An 18868-nucleotide genomic window follows, 5' to 3' on the forward strand; every position below is an offset into this window, starting at 1 on the left:
ATAGAATATTTCATTTTTATAGAAAAGGAGTGAGAAGATGCATTCGCATATTAAAGAAACAAAAAGCGATAAAATATTCACGATTTGTAATTATGTACTATTGTCTCTCTTTGTTCTCTCGGTGCTTTATCCATTAATCTTTGTCATTAGTTCGTCCTTTAGCTCTGCACAAGCGGTGTCTACTGGCAAGGTATGGCTGTTACCCGTTGATTTCAGTTTAACTAGTTATAAAGAGGTATTTAAGCATGAAGCAATCTGGACAGGGTATGCCAACTCTCTATTTTATATGGTAGTTGGGACGATCATTAACGTTGCGTTAACCATCTTAGCCGCCTATCCCCTAACACGGAAAGACTTCAGGGGTCGAAATATATTTATGTTTCTGTTTGTCTTTACAATGATGTTTAATGGGGGATTAATCCCTATGTATCTTCTAGTTCGCGACTTAGGTTTGTTAAACACGAGATGGTCCTTATTATTGCCCAATGCCTTAGCTGTCTTTAATGTGATTGTCACCATGTCATTTTTTAAATCTACTATTCCTGACGAATTATTGGAATCTGCCCAAATTGATGGTTGTAATGATTTTAAATTTTTATTCAAAATAGTGATACCGCTATCAGCTCCTATTATGGCAGTTATGACTTTATTTTACGCTGTCGGACATTGGAATCAATACTTCAATGCCTTGATTTTCTTACGTGACGCTAACCTATTTCCATTGCAGCTGGTATTAAGGGATATCTTGGTGCAGAACGAAATCGATCCCTCCATGATGGGAGATGTCAGTCGAATGGAAGATCGGATCGGACTGCAGCAGTTGTTGAAATACTCTACGATTGTTGTCGCTTCACTGCCTGTGTTAATTATCTATCCTTTTGTTCAGAAACACTTTGTCAAAGGCGTAATGATTGGCTCCTTGAAAGGTTAACATGCTATTTCATTTAAAGGGGGTGAAAACATCGGGGTAAGTGATAAACAAGGACATTAGATGAATATTATTTAGGAGGGGTTAAGCATGCAAAATGCAAGTAAAAGCTTATGTTTCATCTTGTTGGTCATGACCATGTTGATCGTAGGATGTTCCAATGACGAATCTACTGGTGGAGAAAGTGGAGATTATGAGCCCATCGTAACCGAAGCAGGTACATTCCCTATTGTGGAAGAAGAAGTCGAATTGAATGTAGTAATACCTAGTAATGCGCTTGTGCAAGACTTCGAAACCAATGAATTCACTGAATGGTATGAAGAAAAAACCGGGGTGAAAGTCAATTGGGAGGTACTTCCTGAAGAAGGTGCTCAAGAACAACTAAACCTTATGCTAGCTAGCGGAGAATACCCTGATATTATCATGGATTTAGAATTAAGCCCGGCTCAGTTACGTATTTATGGCGATAACGGTACCTTTTTGGCATTAAATGACCTCATCGAAGAATACGGTGTTGAAACAAAAAAAATGCTGGAAGAAATGCCAATTGTAGAAGATGCTATTACCACACCTGAGGGACAAATTTACTCTTTGCCACAAGTAAACGAATGCTATCATTGTACTATGCCACAAAAAATGTGGGTGTATCAGCCATGGTTAGATGAACTTGGCCTTGAGATTCCAACCACAACAGAAGAATACCGAGAATTATTAGTAGCAATAAAAGAAGAAGACCCGAATGGTAATGGAGAAGCAGATGAAATCCCGCTAGCAGGCATGTACAATGGCTGGCATGGAGATATAGCTGCACCGTCTAGCTTTTTAATCGACCCCTTCATCTATAGTGATACCCATGTAGTAGATGGCGAAGTAGTAGTGCCATGGGATAAAGAGGAGTACAAAGAAGCATTGACGTATATTCATGATCTTTACCAAGAGGATTTGATATACGAAGGCTCTTTTACGCAAAACCAAGAACAATTCAAACAATTAGGAGAAAACGGAGAAGCGCCTCTTTTAGGAACAGCCGTATCTGCAGTTCCAAGTTTTTTCAGTGACCAACAAGGCAGATTAGCTGATTATGTAGCGATCCCTCCATTAGAAGGACCAAATGGACAACGTGTTACTTTCTCACTGCCTAACCCTGTAACGAGACCATCTGAGTTTATCATCACAGACAAGGCAGCTCATCCTGACGTTGCACTGCGCTGGGCCGATGCCATGTATCAGGAAGAAATCACGATGAGATCCGTTCTAGGACGTGAAGATGAAGAATGGAAAGTGCCCGAGGAGGGAACCACTGGATTAGACGGAAATCCTGCTCAATATGAAATGATTCCGCGTGAAGAACCGATCCATAACGCATTCTGGGATCAAACTGGTCCTTCTCTTCGTACAGCAGCATTTCGTGCTGGTCAGGCAGTACCTGATGGAGACCAGGAGAAAGTATTATGGGCTGCTACAGAACAATATGAACCTTATCTGTCAGACGAAATAGAACCAATGCCTAAGCTTTTCTTTAGTGAAGAAGAATCTAATCGATTAGCACAGCTCGAACAATCGATTACCGAATACATTGAGGAAATGACAGCTGCCTTTATTACCGGATCTTCGGACCTTGATTCAGAATGGGACCAATATATCGACACCTTACATCAAAAAGGGCTGGAAGAGTATATGGAAATCTATCAAACTGCTTACGATGAAAAATATAAATAAACCACAGCAAGGAAAAAGAGAAACGCCTCTCACCGTTTCTCCTTTTCCTTATGTAAAGGGAGAGAGAACATGTCAAACCTAGAAAAGATGAAACCTAGCACCATGCAGTTAGCCTATCAAGATTGGGAATATGGATTATTTTTACACTTTGGACTTCGCACCTTTTATGAAGGATACCACGATTTTGATAGTAGAACGATGTCTCCAAGTGCCTTCAACCCCACAGATTTAAATTGTAATCAATGGGTTCAAGCAGCAAAACAGGCAAACATGAAATATGCCGTTCTCACAGCGAAACACCATGATGGCTTTTCTAATTGGCCATCTGCCTATACCGATTTCTCTGTCAAACAGTCTCCTTGGAAAGATGGTAAAGGCGATGTCGTCCAAGAATTCACCGATGCCTGCCGTAACTATGGCTTGAAGATTGGATTATATTATTCCCCTTATGACGGTTCTGTGGACTTTTATAATAAAGATGCGAAAGAATACGACGATTATTTTATTAATCAAATCACTGAATTGTTGACCAACTACGGCGAAATAGACATTCTTTGGTTTGATGGGGCAGGTTCAGAAGATCATGAATATGACTGGCCAAGAATTGTGAAGCAGATTCGATCATTGCAGCCCAATATTCTTATTTTTAACATGGTCGATCCCCAGTTTAGATGGATTGGCAATGAAGATGGGCTTGCCCCTACTCCTACTTGGAATGAAGTAGAGTCTACCGAATTTTCAATCTATGCTGATGAACAAAGCACCTTACAGGAGCGTAAATGGCTCCCAGCAGAATGTGATGTGCAATTAAGAGATACCTGGTTTTATAGTGAAAATAACGAGGACCAAATCAAGAGTGTGGAAGAATTAATGGGACTGTACTATCATTCGATTGGCAATGGTACCAACCTGCTGCTCAACATTGGACCAGATCGGCAAGGGAAACTGCCCACAGCAGATGTAGAGCGTCTCTACCAATTCAAGGAGGCGATCGAGCACAGATTTTCGAATCCATTGGTTTCCTTCTCTCCATTTCAACGGGATGGTCATTGCTGGCGGTATCGTCCTGAAAAACCAATTTTCTTTGACCATGTTATCCTAGAAGAAGACTTGACCAATGGGGAAAACATACAACAGTTTCAGCTCACGATCAAAACCAAGAAATCAGGCGTGGTATGTTCTGTCTATCAGGGACAAAACGTTGGTCATAAACAAATCATTGCTATACCGCCAGTGATGGCAAAAGAGGTGATCATAGAAGTAACAGAAAGTGCTGATGAACCTAAGCTAAGAGATATTGCTGTCTTTCATGTTGGACTGTATCATTCTTAGTAATTAACATTTTTATTTATTGGAGGCATTGATCTTGAAGTTAACTTATTTAGGAACAGGTGCTGCAGAACGAGTGCCAGCCATCTTTTGTAAATGTCGAGTCTGTAACAACGCCCGAATAACACAAGGTAAAGAAGTGCGAACACAAAGTCAATTCATCTTAGATGATGGACAATTAATGATTGACTTTCCAGGTGATGCTTATTTGCATATGATAAAATATAACCTCCATTATAACGACTTAGAGCATCTGTTAATTTCTCATTGGCATTCAGATCATTTCTATCCCGAAGATCTTGCCTTTCGATTGCCGGGTTATGCAGCAGGGTTAGATAAAAGCCTGCATGTCTATGGCAATCAAACGGTTAAGAGTTTTTACGACAAGGCCATAAAGTTGGAAGGCGGAAGCGAGGAGAAGGCATTACACTACCATACAATTCAACCCTATCAGAAATTTGAGGTGAACGGCTATACGATTTATCCATTCCCTGCTCGACACGGCTGGTTTCAACAGGATAGTTTTAATTTTGCCATTTCTGATGGAAAAGATACCTTGCTTACTACCCATGATACCGGCTATCCTTATGAAGAAACATTTACTTATTTAGAGAAAGAGAATATCCGTCTTTCCATCGTCTCGTTAGATTGCACATCGCAAACCAAGGCCAAAAACCAAAGCCATATGAATTGGGAACATAATAAAGAACTCATACAAGAATTGCGTGCACGTGGTTTGTGTTCTCCAGACACCACATTTGTCGCCAACCACTTCTCCCATAATGGTGGATTGACTTATGAAGAAATGAAAGCCTTGTCTGAACAGGAAGGTGTTATCACGAGCTATGATGGGTTAGAGATTGACACCGTTCACCGATGAAGTGAGATGGGCCCAGACTTTATCAACTTACATTGTCCCCTCTTAGATTTCTTTGTGAATTTAGGAAGTGGGGGGACAGTGGTGGTTAAACTAATATAAATTCAGTATATCTGTATCTGCGCAAGTAAATCCTAAACAACACCTTAGATAAAAAAGAATGGTTTCCGTATTTCTCCACTTAGGTTAGAGATAATACGATTCCATTCTATCTAATCATCGCAACATTTTTTCAGTTTGCTACGAATCATATTAGAGAGAGTAAATATATAGTTAAACATAGTGATGTTTTTCACCTAATTACTATTCTATAAAATAGACACCTGTTGCTTTTCTTTTTTGAATTGAATAAACCAACCCACCGCTAACACAAGAAGCAATACAGCGCAGCCTATATAAAGCATTTCATAACCGAACGTGAGTGACAGCAAAAGATAACCAACAAATGGGCCAAAAGCTGCTCCTGTATCCTGCACAACCGTATAATAAGTGAAAAAACGAACAGTTCCAGCTTCATGAGAACGATCGCCAGCCATTGCATCCATGAGTGTTGTTAATGCAGTTGATGTTAGCAACACACATAGAGTGAAAAATATCCAAATCAAAGGGATGGATGAAAAAGCTAGCATTGGTAACCCTATACTTCCCAAGAGTAATGATCCAATGAAGAACGGTTTCCTCCCCTTCGAACCATCTGACCAAATACCAACCCTCGTCGCTAAAAAAGGTTCCCACATCCACCGTAGTGCTTGTAATATTCCTGAAAGAGCTGAAGCGGCGATGACTACATTCAGAATTTCTACCTCTTCCCCGAAATGATAAATGATAAGTGATGACAAAGTTGCCATAAGTACCCCTTGTATTATAAATGTAACAACGAAACTACTGCTCATAATAAGGGTATAATCCTTCAAAATATCCAATCCGAGGATTCCTTTCTTTCTGTCTGTCGATTTTGTTTTCGATAAAGACGCTTCATTTTGAAAAAATACACCGAGTATCACTACACCGATGCCGGACACCAGACCAAAAGATAAAGATATCCAAGTTAACCCTAAAAATGGTGTCAGCACACCGCCGACAAGCATACCTACAAGACTCCCCATCCGATAAAGACCATTATATAAGCCCATTGCCTCTCCTTGCTTATGTTGTTCACCATAAACGGCCACGGTTGATAGCCCCCCAATACGTAAAAAAGACCAAGCTAGCCCCCAAATACAACGGAGAATCAACCATGCCAGGAATCCTTTTACCAATCCGTAACCTGCAGTTGTCATTACACTAAGAATGACAGCAAATAACAACCCTATTTTTAAGGACATTTTTTCATACAGCCAACCAACAAAGGGATTTAGCGGCAGGCGAATAAATCGATTAACAGCAAGTAGCACACCGACCTGCCAAACACCATCCAAACCAGCTTCTCTCCAATAAATGGGGAGCGCAATATAAAGCATAGAATCGCCAAGTATACAGCAAGCAGTAACTAAAGCAATGATTACGACATTATGTTTTCTTTTTGCGCTGTGAATAGGAAACACCTTCTTCTGTTATAGTACTGGTTAATGGCAAGCTCCTCAAAAAAGAAGCTTCATTAAGTTTGAACAAATTCATTTCAATAAAAATTCTGGATTAAGAGTTTCCAGCAATTTAATCAGGGGAAATCAATGGTCTATTTGTAATCGCACAAATGCACGGAAACCATCCCTATCAACATTCAAAAAGGGATGGTTTCAGCATTTACATTGATTCTCTTCACTAATATCTTTACAGATGCTCGAGGGTTACTACTTCTTTTCGTTCCGATGATTTATAAGCTGCCATCGCAACTTCCAGTGCCCTCAATCCGTCTTCACCACTGATAGAAGGTTTTCCTTTGCTTTCTACTGTCCGTACAAAATCCTCGACTAACCCAGCGTCCATATTGTCTCCCCAGGCATTCCAACGAACACCTTCCGCATGATAAACATCCATTTTCTGTGCAAAGGCGTCGACAAAGAGCGTGCCTTTTGTGCCGACAATCTCCAACGTGACATCTCCCCAAGTAGGATAATTCTTATTCCTCGACCAGCTGCAATCGAGCGTAGCAAACATACCATTATCAAATTCCATCGTTAATAGACCCGTGTCGTCTATCTCATAGTCCGATAACTTATCATCTACTTCGGCATACACCTCAGCAATTTCAGCCTTGGTAAACCAGCGAATAATATCCACGACATGAACCGTATGATCAATCACTGCCCCACCACCTGATTTATCCTTCTCTACAAACCAGCCTCCCGGGTTTGTTCCTCTATTCGTACCTTTGATTGCGATAATGTTACCTAACTCACCCGCATCAATCATTTTTTTGGCGTGTTGAATCGGGGTATTAAACCTAACAGGGAAAGCCGTTTGTAAAATAACACCTTTATTGTGACAAATCTGAATCATATTTTCGGCGTCTTGCACGTTAGACGATAACGGTTTTTCACATAATATATGTTTGCCATGCTCTGCCGCTGCTTTTACATGTTCCAGATGCTTTTGATTCTCTGAGGTAATCACAACAGCATCGATGGGCTCGTTCAATAAATCATGATAATCGGCAAAATAGTTGGTGTGAAATTGCTCTGCTGCCTGCTTTCCTCTTGTTTCTTCCTCATCGCTAATGCCATATAACTCTACACCTTCTATATTCTTCAAGGCGTTGGCGTAACCAAACGCATGCCCATGAGCAAAACTAATAATACCTACCTTCATTTTACTCCCTCCAAACCGGTAAATTCCTTGAGATAGACTGGTTTTCCTAGCTTAATAGATTCCAAAGCTGCCAAGGCTATCTTCACAGCCTCATAGGCATCTTCTGCCGTTACAATCGGTGCTTTATCTTCTTTTATACATGTAATAAAATGCTGTATTTCTAAATAATAAGGGCTATCCTTAGCTGGGCTTGAAGGTACAGCAACTCCACCAGCCTCATTCGCCGCAGCACTTTTCTCTAATACAACAGGATTGACCTTAGAGCTGTCATGCTCAATAATCCCTTCTTTACCAGCAATCTCTAATTTGGTATGGAATTTCTGATGAGCCCATGTTCCTTCCACATGCGCAATAACACCACTTTCAAAACGCAAGGTGATCAAGGCATATTCTATCTTACCAGCAGCTCTACCTCTGCTTGTTTTGGCATAGACCCGCTCTACCTCTCCAAAACACCAACGCAGAAAATCAAAATCGTGAATGACCGTATCTAAAATAACACCACCGCTTTTGGCAAAATTGGCATACCAGTCGTTGGAGGCTTCAGGGAATGATCCACCTCTGGTTGTTCTTGCCATAATCGGCTGACCTATTTTCTCTGAATCTACTACTTTTTTTGCCTGAATATATTCTGGGAAAAATCGCACAACATGACCGACAAACAAGTGCACACCCTGCTGCTTACATTCATCCATCATTTCCCTTGCATCATCCAAATGACGGGCTAGCGGCTTCTCACATATCACATCACATTTATCCTGGGCAGCCTGAATAACCGCTTCTTTATGAGACGGTGTTGGCAAGCAGACAGATACGACATCGATATCTGCTAGTTGGCGTTTTGCTTCTTCATAAGAAGCAAAAGCTTTGGTGCCGTACCTGTTTGCTAGCTGCACCGCCTTTTCCGAATTCACATCGACAATGCCGCTAAGCGTCACGTCTTTCATTTTTGCATAAGCAGCGGCATGGGCATTACCCATGGTTCCTGCTCCTAAAACTAAAGCATTCATCTGTTTTTACACCTCTTTTTTTATTATCTTCTAACTCCTTGTAAAGCAATTCCTGAGACCAAATGTTTCTGTAAAATAACAAATATAATCAACATTGGAATGGTAGATAATACGGCCGCTGCCATTAACAAAGGATAGTCCGTCGAGTACTGGCCTTGAAATGCCGAAATACCAACAGATAACATTCTTGTTTCTTCTGAATTTGTCATAACCAGCGGCCACAGGAAGTCATTCCAAGAAGCTAAAATAGTAAAGATACCTAATGCTATCAATGCCGGAGTAGCATTTGGTAAAATAATGCGCCAGTAGATACCGAAATAGGAACAGCCATCAATCGTCGCCGCTTCATCTAACTCTTTCGGAATCCCCATGAAGAATTGTCTTAACAAAAATACGCCAAACGCACTAAACATCCCCGGAACGATCAAGGCATAGAAGGTATCGATCCATCCCAATGTAGTTAATATACCATAGTTAGGGATTAAAATGATCTGCATCGGCACCATTAGCACTGATAAAATAACCATAAAGATAATGTTTCGACCAGGAAAATCCATCCTTGCAAAAGCAAAAGCTGCAAGAGAACATAGGATAATCTGCGCCAACGTTCTACCAAAGGTCACAATGAACGTATTAAAGTAATACCTTAAAAGATCTACACTTGAGAATACTTCCACATAATTTTCAATCAGCCATTCCTCGGGGAGAATAGTAATAGGTACTTGCATCGCCTCCCCAAATGATTTTAGAGAGGTTAGCACCATCCAGAGAAACGGGGAGACCATTACCACTGCACCAAGAATCAACACCAAATGAATCAGCCATTTCCTATCCATCGTTCTCCTCCTTATTATCCATCATAATGCACCCATTTGTCTTGGAAGGCAAATTGAATGATCGTAACGGTTAATATCGCTAAAAACAACAAGAATGCTTGTGCGGAGGCATAACCCATTTGTGAATATTCAAACCCAGATTCATAGACCCCGTATACAAGCGTACGCAATGGCTCTAGTAACACATGACTATCTCCAATCATGATAAAAATCAAGTCAAACACTTGTAATGAACTGATCATCCCAGTGATAAACACGAAAAACAAAGTCGGTGTCAGCAAAGGGATGGTGATAGTCATTAATTGTTTAAATTTGGATGCGCCATCTATTTGTGCTGCTTCATAATAAGTTTGCGAAATGCCTTGTAAACCAGCCAAAATTAAGATGACATTGTTACCAACTGTCATCCAAACATAAACAACAATAACGGATAACAAAGCAATACTCGGATTGAACAACCATGCAGGCTGTGGTAAGTGAAGGGCTCCTAACACATGGTTAATCAGACCATAGTCTGTATTATACAACCACTTCCACACCATCCCCACTGCAACCGGCATGGTTACTACTGGAAGAAAGTAAATGGTTCGATAAACGACCATTCCCCTGATCTTCTGGTTCAACAGGACAGCGATTCCTGTCGCAAAAATCACGGCTAATGGCACGGACACAAACGTAAATACAAACGTGTTAAGCAGTGTTCTTAAGAAGGATCCAGATTGAAACAGTCGAACAATATTGTCTAAACCAATAAACTCTGGAGAGGTGATTCCATTCCAATTGGTAAAAGAGAGACCAAAGGAAGCAAGGGCAGGCATCATATAGAAAACGAAAAGCCCTAATAAAGTGGGAGCAATAAACAGATAGGCCCACAGCGCTTCCTGGCGTTTACGTCTGCTTCTTTTCGGTTTAGTAAGCACACTTGAGTTATTCATTCATTCGAAACTCCCTTCTTGTAATTGCATGTTCAAAAAGTTTGATCAGTAAAGTTTGCTGGACTTTTTAATCTATTTGCTCCGTTTCCAAGATTAAATCCATTTCATGCACGACATTATCTAGTGCTTGATTTAAAGGCTTATATCCTAAAAATGCCCCTTGAATTTCGGCCTGCTCGACATCTTGCCACTGTATCGTATTTTGTGATACTGGGTAAGGAAAGGAGGTTTCCTGCGCATCGATAAACACTTGTAAATCCAATTCCGGTAGGGAATCCACCCATAAATCACTCATCTCTTCTTGAGCAGGGATACTAAAACCTGATTCTGCAATAAACTGATTCCCTTTCTCCCCACTTAAATGCTTTATTAAATCCCATGCTAGTTCTTCCTTCTCGGTATCCCCGTTCATAGCCCAACCAATACCATGAGCTATAGAACCTTCTTTCTCACCGGCTGGTAATGGAGCTATACCCACATCATCCCCCAGTTCATCATAAAACATTTCCGTATTAACCGAGATTTCAGGATGTATAGCAATCTTCCCTGACATAAACAAATCTCTAGGATTGGTCTCTATTTGCGTCTGAACCGATGGTGAGATTCCCTCATTTATCAGGTCCTGCATGAAAGTAAAGGCTTCTTTGGCCTCTGGCGAATTAAAACCCGATTTTGTTTTCTCCTCATTGATCATGTAGCCCCCAGCCTGCGGAATTAAGTTATAGTATCCAGCTTGATTGCTTACCACACTTGCTGAGTACCCATATACTCCATTCTCTTGGTCCGTGAGTAACTCGCCTTTTTCTTTAATATCCTCCCACGTCCATGATTCATCAGGGTAGTCTAAACCTGCCTCGTCAAAAAGTCGTTTATTGTAGAACAGTCCCACGATATCGGCAAAATAAGGAGCTGCATACAAATGATCTTCATGAGAATATAAATCAATCATCGAATCAAAGTAGACATCCTTAGAAAATTCGCTGTCTTCTTCAATAAATGGTTCCAGATCTTTAATTAACCCAAAAGACATATATTCATAGAAATTTGGACCGTTCATCCAAAACACATCCGGACCACTGCCTCCACCTAGGCTTGTTCTTAATTTGGTAAAATAATTGTCATAAGGTGTATAGGTTACTTTCACTTCTACATCTGGATGTTCTTGATTAAACTCTTCAATGGATGCTTCTACTGCTCCACTAATTTTTTCATCCCATAAAGCTACTTCCAGTGTATTGGCGTCACTACCTGCATTGGATCCACACCCTACTAACAGTACACCTAATACCATCATCCAAAGCATGACATGTACAGATTTTCCCATTCTATCTCCTCCAACGTGTTTAATAATTCCGCGTTAGTCTGACGCGGCGAATGTAAATCTAAATTTATTATTAAACAATACAGCTGCAGCGCCTACCATCCGATTTTCACTGCCTAAAGGTGTGAGTTGTATATTGATTTTACTTCTTAAATTTGGGATTACTTTCTTTTTCACGGCCTGCTGCAATTGCTCTACCAACAGCTGATTCCCTTGAACCACACTGCCGCTCAATATAATCGCTTCCGGATCGAATAAATGAATATAATTCTTAAGCGCTATCGATAAATAGCGAACCATTTCTTGCATGATACGTAAAGCTAACGGATCTTCTTCCTGTAGCGCTTTCAAAAAGACTTCTGGCGTTAGCTTACGAATATCACCTCCTATCATGGTATACATAGTGGACTGTATAGCATTCGCCATCATAGCAGCTACGATTTTGGCATAAATTACTGGCCAGCTCACATAATTCTCTAGGCAACCCCTGCTACCACATTCACATTTCATACCATCTGGGACAACCGATGTATGTCCTATTTCACCAGAACTTCCATTACTGCCTCGAAAGATTTGTCCATTGATCATAATCCCTGAACCGATTCCTTCGTCGATCGTAATATAGATGAGATTCTTATAATGTGTAAAAGATCCAAAGTAATATTCAGATAATACTAATGCATTCGCATCATTATCAATAAATACGGGAAGATGAATCTGCTCTTCTATGATTTTGGCCAAGGGTACATCAAATAAGTCTAATTTAGAGTTGTAAGATACGGTACCGTGTTGTGCATCAATAATACCGGGCAATACAACAGAAATACCTTGACAGTGTGGCAAGTCTTCGTATAATTGTACAAATTGGCTCACCTTTGTCACTAACAGTTCCACCATCACTTTCCCTTTTGCATAATTTGTTGGATGGACTTCGCGCTTTCGAATATTGCCATGTAAGTCTAATACCGCAATGGTTATCTTCGTATTGGTGACAGATACCCCGATGATAGAATGAGCAGTTGGATTAAATCGTAAAAGAACCGGTTTCCTTCCTCCGCTAGAAATGCCAATTCCATCCTCGACGACAAGCTCCTTGGCCATTAATAGATTAACAGCTGATGTTACAGTCGTAGGACTTACTTCCAGCACCTTAGCAATCTTACTTCGTGAAATCGGACCCTTCTCTCTAATTACCTCTAAAACAACAGATTCATTTAATTGTTGAATAAACTTTAAGTCGCCGGTACGATGTTTTTTCAAATCTGCACCTCCACACACTTTCTCCACTAACTGCAAAAAGTATCTAAAGAAACACCCCATTTCACAAGAAATAAATCCAACATCCCTTGTTATTAGTGATTTATTTCCCATTCGCACCAAAACTTATTCCTCTTACTGCATTAAGTCTAAAATAATTTATCGTGCATTGCAATCGCTTACCTTCTGACTTTGTTGATTTAACCGAATATGAAAAGCCAAAAACTATACTATTTTCCTATTTTTTTAATCTGAACAAGCAACACAGAAAAAAATAACCCCATATACCCATTTAAAGAAAGAGTATAAACACGACGAGGTTATTTGAGCAATATATATTTTTTTGATGGAAACATTAGCTGAACTATATGAATACTATGTTATTTTAAATTTACCGCTACCTTATGCTTTCCAATAATTAATCAAATTTTGCATTTATTTCTCTTCCATTTTTAGTGACACAGAACGTGGTAACTTCGTAAGGTTTGGATTTCATTTCTAAGTCATTAACTTTTCGAGGATCGTTAATAGGTTTTTCAAGCAAATTTGTTTCATAACAGATTAGTTTATCCTTTAGTTTAAGCTCCATTATTGTCTCACTTCCTTCTGCTTCATACAACCTCATAATAATACCTTTTCCATTTTCAGCTAATTTTATGGTATCTAGTATAGTACTCTTGCTTTCCATACTAATAAATGAATGAGAAGGTGGAAGCTTACCTTTTTGTTTATCCGTCTGAATAATAGAATCATTTGTATTAAGTTCATGTCCTTTACGTACTGTATGCGCATTTCTCCAATCACCGATGTGTGGATATAATGAATACACAAATTCGTGTTTCTCTATATCAGCACTTTCATCTGGCCATTTCGGTGCACGTAAAAGTGATAAACGAATATTTTTCCCTTTTATGTCGTATCCGTACTTACTATCATTCATTAAGCTAACTCCATAATTCCCTTCTGATAGATCCGCCCACTTCTGCGCACACACTTCGAATTGCGCTTGTTCCCAAGATGTATTATTATGTGTCGGGCGTTGGATCGTCCCAAACGGAATTTCATATGTTGCATGAGCAGATAATATATTTACAGGAAAGGCTACCTTTAATAGCTTATGTTTTTCTTTCCAATCAACTTCCGTATGAAAATCAATTAACTTCGAAGTGTGATGAAAAATAATTTTTTGTGTAATTATTGATTGGTTAGCTTTCCATTGAAAAGAAAGCTCATCGGTTACAGTACCTGAATAGATAACTTTTGCCTCAATTAATTCCATTACATCTAATTGCTGTGATTCAAATTCCGGGTCCACATCCCAGGCATCCCAATTTGTTGGTAGATCATCGAATAGCTGTAACTCATTTGCTAGTTGCCCTGTCTCCACCACTTCTCTATCAGCTTCTTTATCGTATAACCTTGTAATAAACCCTTTATCATTAAATAGAACTTTATAATAAACCGTTTCCCATTCTTTCATAAACGTTTTCGATGCTACTAAATGATTGGTATTTGAATCTGTAAGCCATACGGTTTTATATCCAAATTGTGGAACATTAGAAATCACTACTTGCATTTCAAATTCTGTATCATTGAGCTTGATATAATCAGCTTGATAAGGTTCTCCTTTCTGGTTTACTACCGTCTTATTTAGTAACTCTTTCCCCCCTTTTAATATAAAAATTCGTTCTCGATCCCAACCAAGACTATTAAATACAACATAAGGCTTCCCAGATCCTTCCGTATGAATAGAAGAAACAATCTGGCTTAATGCTTGTTGTTGTAATTCCTGGCCTTCATGCAACACTTTTTCGTACTGCTTTCGCGATAATTGATAAACTGGTTCAATGGCAGTCCCAGGTACAATATCATGAAATTGATTTAACATAATTAATTTCCATAATTCATTTATTTTTTCTTTCGGATAGGCAACACCTAAATATAAATAACTGAAAGAATACCAAACCTCAAGGGTACGAAATAAATTCTCTACTAATCTGTTATATTTTTTCATTTTTGCATGGGTAGTGTAAGTACCACGATGCAACTCCAGATATAAATCACCATACCATGTTGGTAAATTTGGCCCTCTATCTTTCACATGGTCAAAAAAATCATGTACTTTACTGAACTTTACGTCTGGTAAACCTGGAAGTGACTCAGAACGCGCTAGAGATTCAATCATTTCACGAGTAACTCCACCTCCTCCATCACCATAGCCATACACTAACATTCGCTCATCATATACTTTCTTCTGATTAAAATTATTCCATGTTTCTTTAATGTCTTTCGGTGTTGTTTGCTGGCCTAAAATCGTGTGTAAATAAGACAGAATACTTGTACCATCGATTCCTTCCCAATAGAACAAATCATAAGGAAAACGGTTCGTATCATTCCAATTCAGTTTAGTAGTCATAAAATAATCAATCTCAGCCTTTTTTAACAGCTGGGGTAATGAAGCACAATAACCGAACGTATCAGGTAACCATTCTACCCTCGTTTTTTGTCCAAACTCCTCTTGAAAATATTTTTTACCAAAGAGTAACTGTCTAACTAGAGATTCTCCTGATGGTATATTTAGATCTGGTTCAACCCACATCCCACCGATAATTTCCATCCTGCCCGAAGATACTTGTTTTTTTACACGTTCAAATACTTTGGGATGATATTTCTTCACAAATTCAAATAATTGTGGTTGGCTTTGTGCATATTCAAAATCGGTATATTCATCTAACAATGTGCTGGCAGTAGAGAAAGTACGGGAGGCTTTACGAATCGTTTCCTTTAATGGCCACAGCCACGCAACATCAATATGTGATTGACCAATTGCTTTAATCGTGCCTTCTCGATAACCGGCTAATGATCCCAATACATTGCGTACCTTTTTATCTTGTTTTTCTATAAATGCTCCATCCATTAACTCCATATCTGTGATGATGCGAAATGCATCAGCAACTTCTGATAATGTACGGTATAGAACATTAGAACGAGAAGGTTCCTCTTTCAATAAATCCAAAGTAGAACAAGCAGTTTGTACCGTGAACAATAAATTTTGCACTTCTTTGCTTACTTTTACCACTTTGCTACTCTCTAAATAGAGTGGCGGTGGATCTGTTTCTGCACTAGCCACTTGATTAAATCCTCTCAAATGATCCTCTGGTATACCAACAGGATTAAATAATTCTAGCTCCATTTCTAATGACGTTTCATTGGATAGATAGGTCGGAAGTTTATAAAAGGAACGATTGCGATCAAACCCTTGTAATGGTTCTCCATTGATAGATAATAATGCCTCATAATGTGAAAGTTGACCACCTGGTCCTGCTACTTTAAAAGTAATGCCGACAAGTTCTCCATCGATAATAGTCGGGAGATCAATAGTCGCTTTTAAAAAAGCAGTTTCCCCTGAATTAATCAGATGATCGCCAATCGTTATCTTATTTTCTTTTATAAAAGAGTAAGTTGCTGCCTCTTCATAGATATATATTTTTGAATGCCAATTATTGATCGTAATTACATCAATATGTTGTAATTCTCTTAACTGTCTGATCAAACGATAAATTCTTTGCATAGTTATCCCTCATTCATTAATAATCAGTTCTTTTTCGATGAACCCTCTGGAAAAATCCCCCACCATCAGCAATACTTTACCTGCTTCTACTTCTTGCTTCATTTGTAAATTCCATACTGACAAATCCTCTTTTGTTAAAGTTAATGTGATTGTTTTGGTTTCGTTCACTCGAATCCAGCTTTTCTGAAAATCTTTTAATTCTAACATTCTTTGAGTAACAGATGATTCGATATCTTTTATATATAATTGCATCACAGCGTACCCATCGTAAGGTCCGTCATTCGTTACTTCAATCGGAAGTTCTACTACCTTACCTTTATTTAATGCCTCTCGTTTAATTAATAATTCTTGCTTTGAATCAAATTGATAATCAAAAGAAGAATAAGAAAGCCCATAGCCAAAACTGTACATCGCTTCTCCTAAACCATCATAGTAATCTTTTTTTCCACCGCTATCTTTATAGTTATAGTAAACGGGAAGCTGCCCTGAAGAATATGGAATAGAAATTGGCAATTTACCACTAGGGTTTATCTCCCCAAAAATAATTTCTGCTATTGCCTTACCGCCTTGTTGTCCAGGATACCAACCAATTAAAATAGCATCCAGAAAAGGTTCAATGTTCTTGATACTATGTGGACGCCCTTGGACAAGGACACCAATCATCGGGATGTTTAATTCTGCTAACTCTTGTACCAATTCCTCTTGGGCTCCACCTAATCGTAGATTTTCTACGTCAACATTCTCACCACTGTCCATTTGTGATTGGTCCATATTTATTACTGCACCATTTGTATGAAACGACATTCCAAATTCTCTAGCACTCGAACCGCCTAATGCTAAGATAAGCACATCTGATAAACTTGCTATTGCTTTCGCATGTTCAAAATCAGATTTGTCCTCTGATCGAATATCGCATCCCTTTGTATACAACACTTTACAATGATCATTGACAATAGAAGAAACTCCTTCTTTTATCGTCACAACAGCATCTTCCCGTTGCGGTGGTGTATAATCTCCAAGCATGTTATACACATGATCTGCATTGGGGCCAATAACAGCAATTGTTCGCTTATCTTTTGCTAATGGTAATAGATTTTGCTTATTTTTAAGAAGGGTAATCGATTCCCTAGCAATTTCCACGCTTAACTTCCTACCTTCCTCTCGGTTTACAATGGATGTAGTATCTTCTTGATAATCTGCAGAAAATAAACCCAAAAGGAATTTCACATATAGAATTCTTCTCACTGCCTTATCTACTGTTTCTTCTGCTATTTGTCCATCTTTCACTGCACATTCTATATTAGTATATATATCATCCCATAAACTTAAGTCTACACCTGCTTCTAGTGCATATTTCGCTGCTAAACCTATATTACCAGTAAGTTGAAGTAACCTCTCTAAAGCGACACCATCCGCCATTACGAAGCCTTGAAATCCAAGTTCATCTCTCAGAAGATTTGTTAATAAATATGGATTGGAATGGCAAGGAACACCATCAATTTCGTTATATGCTGCCATACATGCTAATGCTCCTGCCTCAATCCCTGCTTTCATTGGTGGAATATGTATTTCCCTTAATTCACGCTCACCAATTAAGGCTGGTCCGGCATTATGGCCACCAGTTGCAGAACCTTGAGCAGCAAAATGTTTTAACACTGCTAGAACTTTCGGGGCTTTTTTGCTATCCCCTTGCATCCCCTTTACTACTGCTTCCGTCATTTTAGATGATAAGTACGGATCTTCACTGAAACACTCTTCCGTTCTACCCCATCGCGGATCTCTTGCTATATCTAACGTTGACACCAGTCCAAGATGCACCCCTTTTTCCTGTAGTTCCTTTGCTACATAGTTTGATACTCTTTGTTGGAGTTTTGGATTCCACGAGGCACCGGAACCAATATGTGTTGGAAAGACAATACTATTCAATCCTTGATGGCCATGAGGACATTCTTCTGAAAATAATACCGGAATACCTAATCTTGTATGTTTTTTTAAATATCGTTGAATCATATTTGTTACATATTTACAATCTTCTAAAGGAATACCATTATCAAAATGGATACCTGACCATGGATCTGCTCGGAATAAACCATATAGTGCTCCAATCCCCTGGAATTCTTCAACATGTTTTTTAAATATATCTGTTAGTTCATATTTGTCCCCCTCTTTTTTGTATACTTGCCAGCCATATAGCTTTTGGTTTAATTGTCCTACTTTTTCTTTTAAAGTCATTAGACTTAGTAATTGATCAACCTGTTGTTCTATCAATCGGTCTCACCTCTTTTTCCACTCGATTTAATAGCTACTTTTTATTCATAGCAATTTGTTGTCTTATGT

General features: G+C 39.0%; 13 protein-coding genes. 4 read left to right on the forward strand and 9 right to left on the reverse strand.

What is annotated here, in order from left to right; translation table 11 throughout:
- Nucleotides 1-37: 37 nt before the first annotated feature.
- The 4 genes from E0E32_RS20510 (at nucleotide 38) to E0E32_RS20525 (ending at nucleotide 4856) form a co-directional block, all read left to right on the forward strand.
- Nucleotides 38-931 carry a carbohydrate ABC transporter permease gene (locus tag E0E32_RS20510; protein ID WP_130860695.1) on the forward strand — a complete coding sequence of 298 codons (894 nt, stop codon included), beginning with the start codon at nucleotides 38-40 and terminating at the stop codon, nucleotides 929-931.
- A gap of 87 nt (nucleotides 932-1018) precedes the next feature.
- Nucleotides 1019-2647 (forward strand): extracellular solute-binding protein, encoded by a 1629-nt coding sequence (locus E0E32_RS20515; protein WP_066189716.1) that lies wholly within the window; start codon nucleotides 1019-1021, stop codon nucleotides 2645-2647.
- A 69-nt stretch (nucleotides 2648-2716) separates the two neighbouring features.
- A complete protein-coding gene (locus E0E32_RS20520) occupies nucleotides 2717-3979 on the forward strand; it encodes an alpha-L-fucosidase (protein ID WP_066189712.1) in 1263 nt (420 codons plus the stop codon).
- A 34-nt stretch (nucleotides 3980-4013) separates the two neighbouring features.
- Complete coding sequence (locus E0E32_RS20525; RefSeq protein WP_066189707.1) at nucleotides 4014-4856, forward strand: MBL fold metallo-hydrolase; 843 nt, start codon at nucleotides 4014-4016, stop codon at nucleotides 4854-4856.
- Between the two features lie 305 nt (nucleotides 4857-5161).
- Here the strand turns inward: E0E32_RS20525 and E0E32_RS20530 are convergent, their stop codons facing one another.
- From E0E32_RS20530 to E0E32_RS20570, 9 genes are all read right to left on the reverse strand, one after another.
- The gene (locus E0E32_RS20530; RefSeq protein ID WP_286172016.1) at nucleotides 5162-6397 is read right to left on the reverse strand and encodes an MFS transporter; all 1236 of its coding nucleotides are present in this window, start codon (nucleotides 6395-6397) and stop codon (nucleotides 5162-5164) included.
- Between the two features lie 226 nt (nucleotides 6398-6623).
- Nucleotides 6624-7601 carry a Gfo/Idh/MocA family protein gene (locus E0E32_RS20535; protein ID WP_066189704.1) on the reverse strand — a complete coding sequence of 326 codons (978 nt, stop codon included), beginning with the start codon at nucleotides 7599-7601 and terminating at the stop codon, nucleotides 6624-6626.
- A complete protein-coding gene (locus E0E32_RS20540; protein WP_066189701.1) occupies nucleotides 7598-8611 on the reverse strand; it encodes a Gfo/Idh/MocA family protein in 1014 nt (337 codons plus the stop codon). The genes E0E32_RS20535 and E0E32_RS20540 overlap by 4 nt, the downstream gene beginning before the upstream one ends.
- 23 nt (nucleotides 8612-8634) lie before the next feature.
- Nucleotides 8635-9447 carry a carbohydrate ABC transporter permease gene (locus E0E32_RS20545; protein ID WP_066189699.1) on the reverse strand — a complete coding sequence of 271 codons (813 nt, stop codon included), beginning with the start codon at nucleotides 9445-9447 and terminating at the stop codon, nucleotides 8635-8637.
- A 14-nt stretch (nucleotides 9448-9461) separates the two neighbouring features.
- The gene (locus E0E32_RS20550) at nucleotides 9462-10382 is read right to left on the reverse strand and encodes a carbohydrate ABC transporter permease (protein ID WP_066189697.1); all 921 of its coding nucleotides are present in this window, start codon (nucleotides 10380-10382) and stop codon (nucleotides 9462-9464) included.
- 67 nt (nucleotides 10383-10449) lie between these two features.
- Entirely contained in the window at nucleotides 10450-11706 is a 1257-nt protein-coding gene (locus E0E32_RS20555) for an ABC transporter substrate-binding protein (protein ID WP_066189695.1), read from the reverse strand.
- A 33-nt stretch (nucleotides 11707-11739) separates the two neighbouring features.
- Nucleotides 11740-12963, reverse strand: a complete 1224-nt coding sequence (locus tag E0E32_RS20560) for an ROK family transcriptional regulator (protein ID WP_066189693.1) — start codon at nucleotides 12961-12963, stop codon at nucleotides 11740-11742.
- A 415-nt stretch (nucleotides 12964-13378) separates the two neighbouring features.
- Nucleotides 13379-16531 (reverse strand): alpha-mannosidase, encoded by a 3153-nt coding sequence (locus E0E32_RS20565; RefSeq protein WP_130860697.1) that lies wholly within the window; start codon nucleotides 16529-16531, stop codon nucleotides 13379-13381.
- A gap of 9 nt (nucleotides 16532-16540) precedes the next feature.
- Nucleotides 16541-18799 carry a glycoside hydrolase family 3 N-terminal domain-containing protein gene (locus E0E32_RS20570; RefSeq protein ID WP_066189687.1) on the reverse strand — a complete coding sequence of 753 codons (2259 nt, stop codon included), beginning with the start codon at nucleotides 18797-18799 and terminating at the stop codon, nucleotides 16541-16543.
- Between the last annotated feature and the right edge of the window lie 69 nt (nucleotides 18800-18868).

It is taken from the genome of Gracilibacillus phocaeensis, from assembly GCF_900626275.1.
Classification (GTDB): domain Bacteria; phylum Bacillota; class Bacilli; order Bacillales; family Amphibacillaceae; genus Gracilibacillus; species Gracilibacillus timonensis.

Excerpts from the sequence above, each read along its gene's own strand:
- E0E32_RS20510 (WP_130860695.1), top strand. The coding sequence starts at position 38 with ATGCATTCGCATATTAAAGAAACAAAAAGCGATAAAATATTCACGATT.
- E0E32_RS20540 (WP_066189701.1), bottom strand. The coding sequence starts at position 8,611 with ATGAATGCTTTAGTTTTAGGAGCAGGAACCATGGGTAATGCCCATGCC.
- E0E32_RS20515 (WP_066189716.1), top strand. The coding sequence starts at position 1,019 with ATGCAAAATGCAAGTAAAAGCTTATGTTTCATCTTGTTGGTCATGACC.
- E0E32_RS20545 (WP_066189699.1), bottom strand. The coding sequence starts at position 9,447 with ATGGATAGGAAATGGCTGATTCATTTGGTGTTGATTCTTGGTGCAGTG.
- E0E32_RS20520 (WP_066189712.1), top strand. The coding sequence starts at position 2,717 with ATGTCAAACCTAGAAAAGATGAAACCTAGCACCATGCAGTTAGCCTAT.
- E0E32_RS20535 (WP_066189704.1), bottom strand. The coding sequence starts at position 7,601 with ATGAAGGTAGGTATTATTAGTTTTGCTCATGGGCATGCGTTTGGTTAC.
- E0E32_RS20550 (WP_066189697.1), bottom strand. The coding sequence starts at position 10,382 with ATGAATAACTCAAGTGTGCTTACTAAACCGAAAAGAAGCAGACGTAAA.
- E0E32_RS20555 (WP_066189695.1), bottom strand. The coding sequence starts at position 11,706 with ATGGGAAAATCTGTACATGTCATGCTTTGGATGATGGTATTAGGTGTA.
- E0E32_RS20565 (WP_130860697.1), bottom strand. The coding sequence starts at position 16,531 with ATGCAAAGAATTTATCGTTTGATCAGACAGTTAAGAGAATTACAACAT.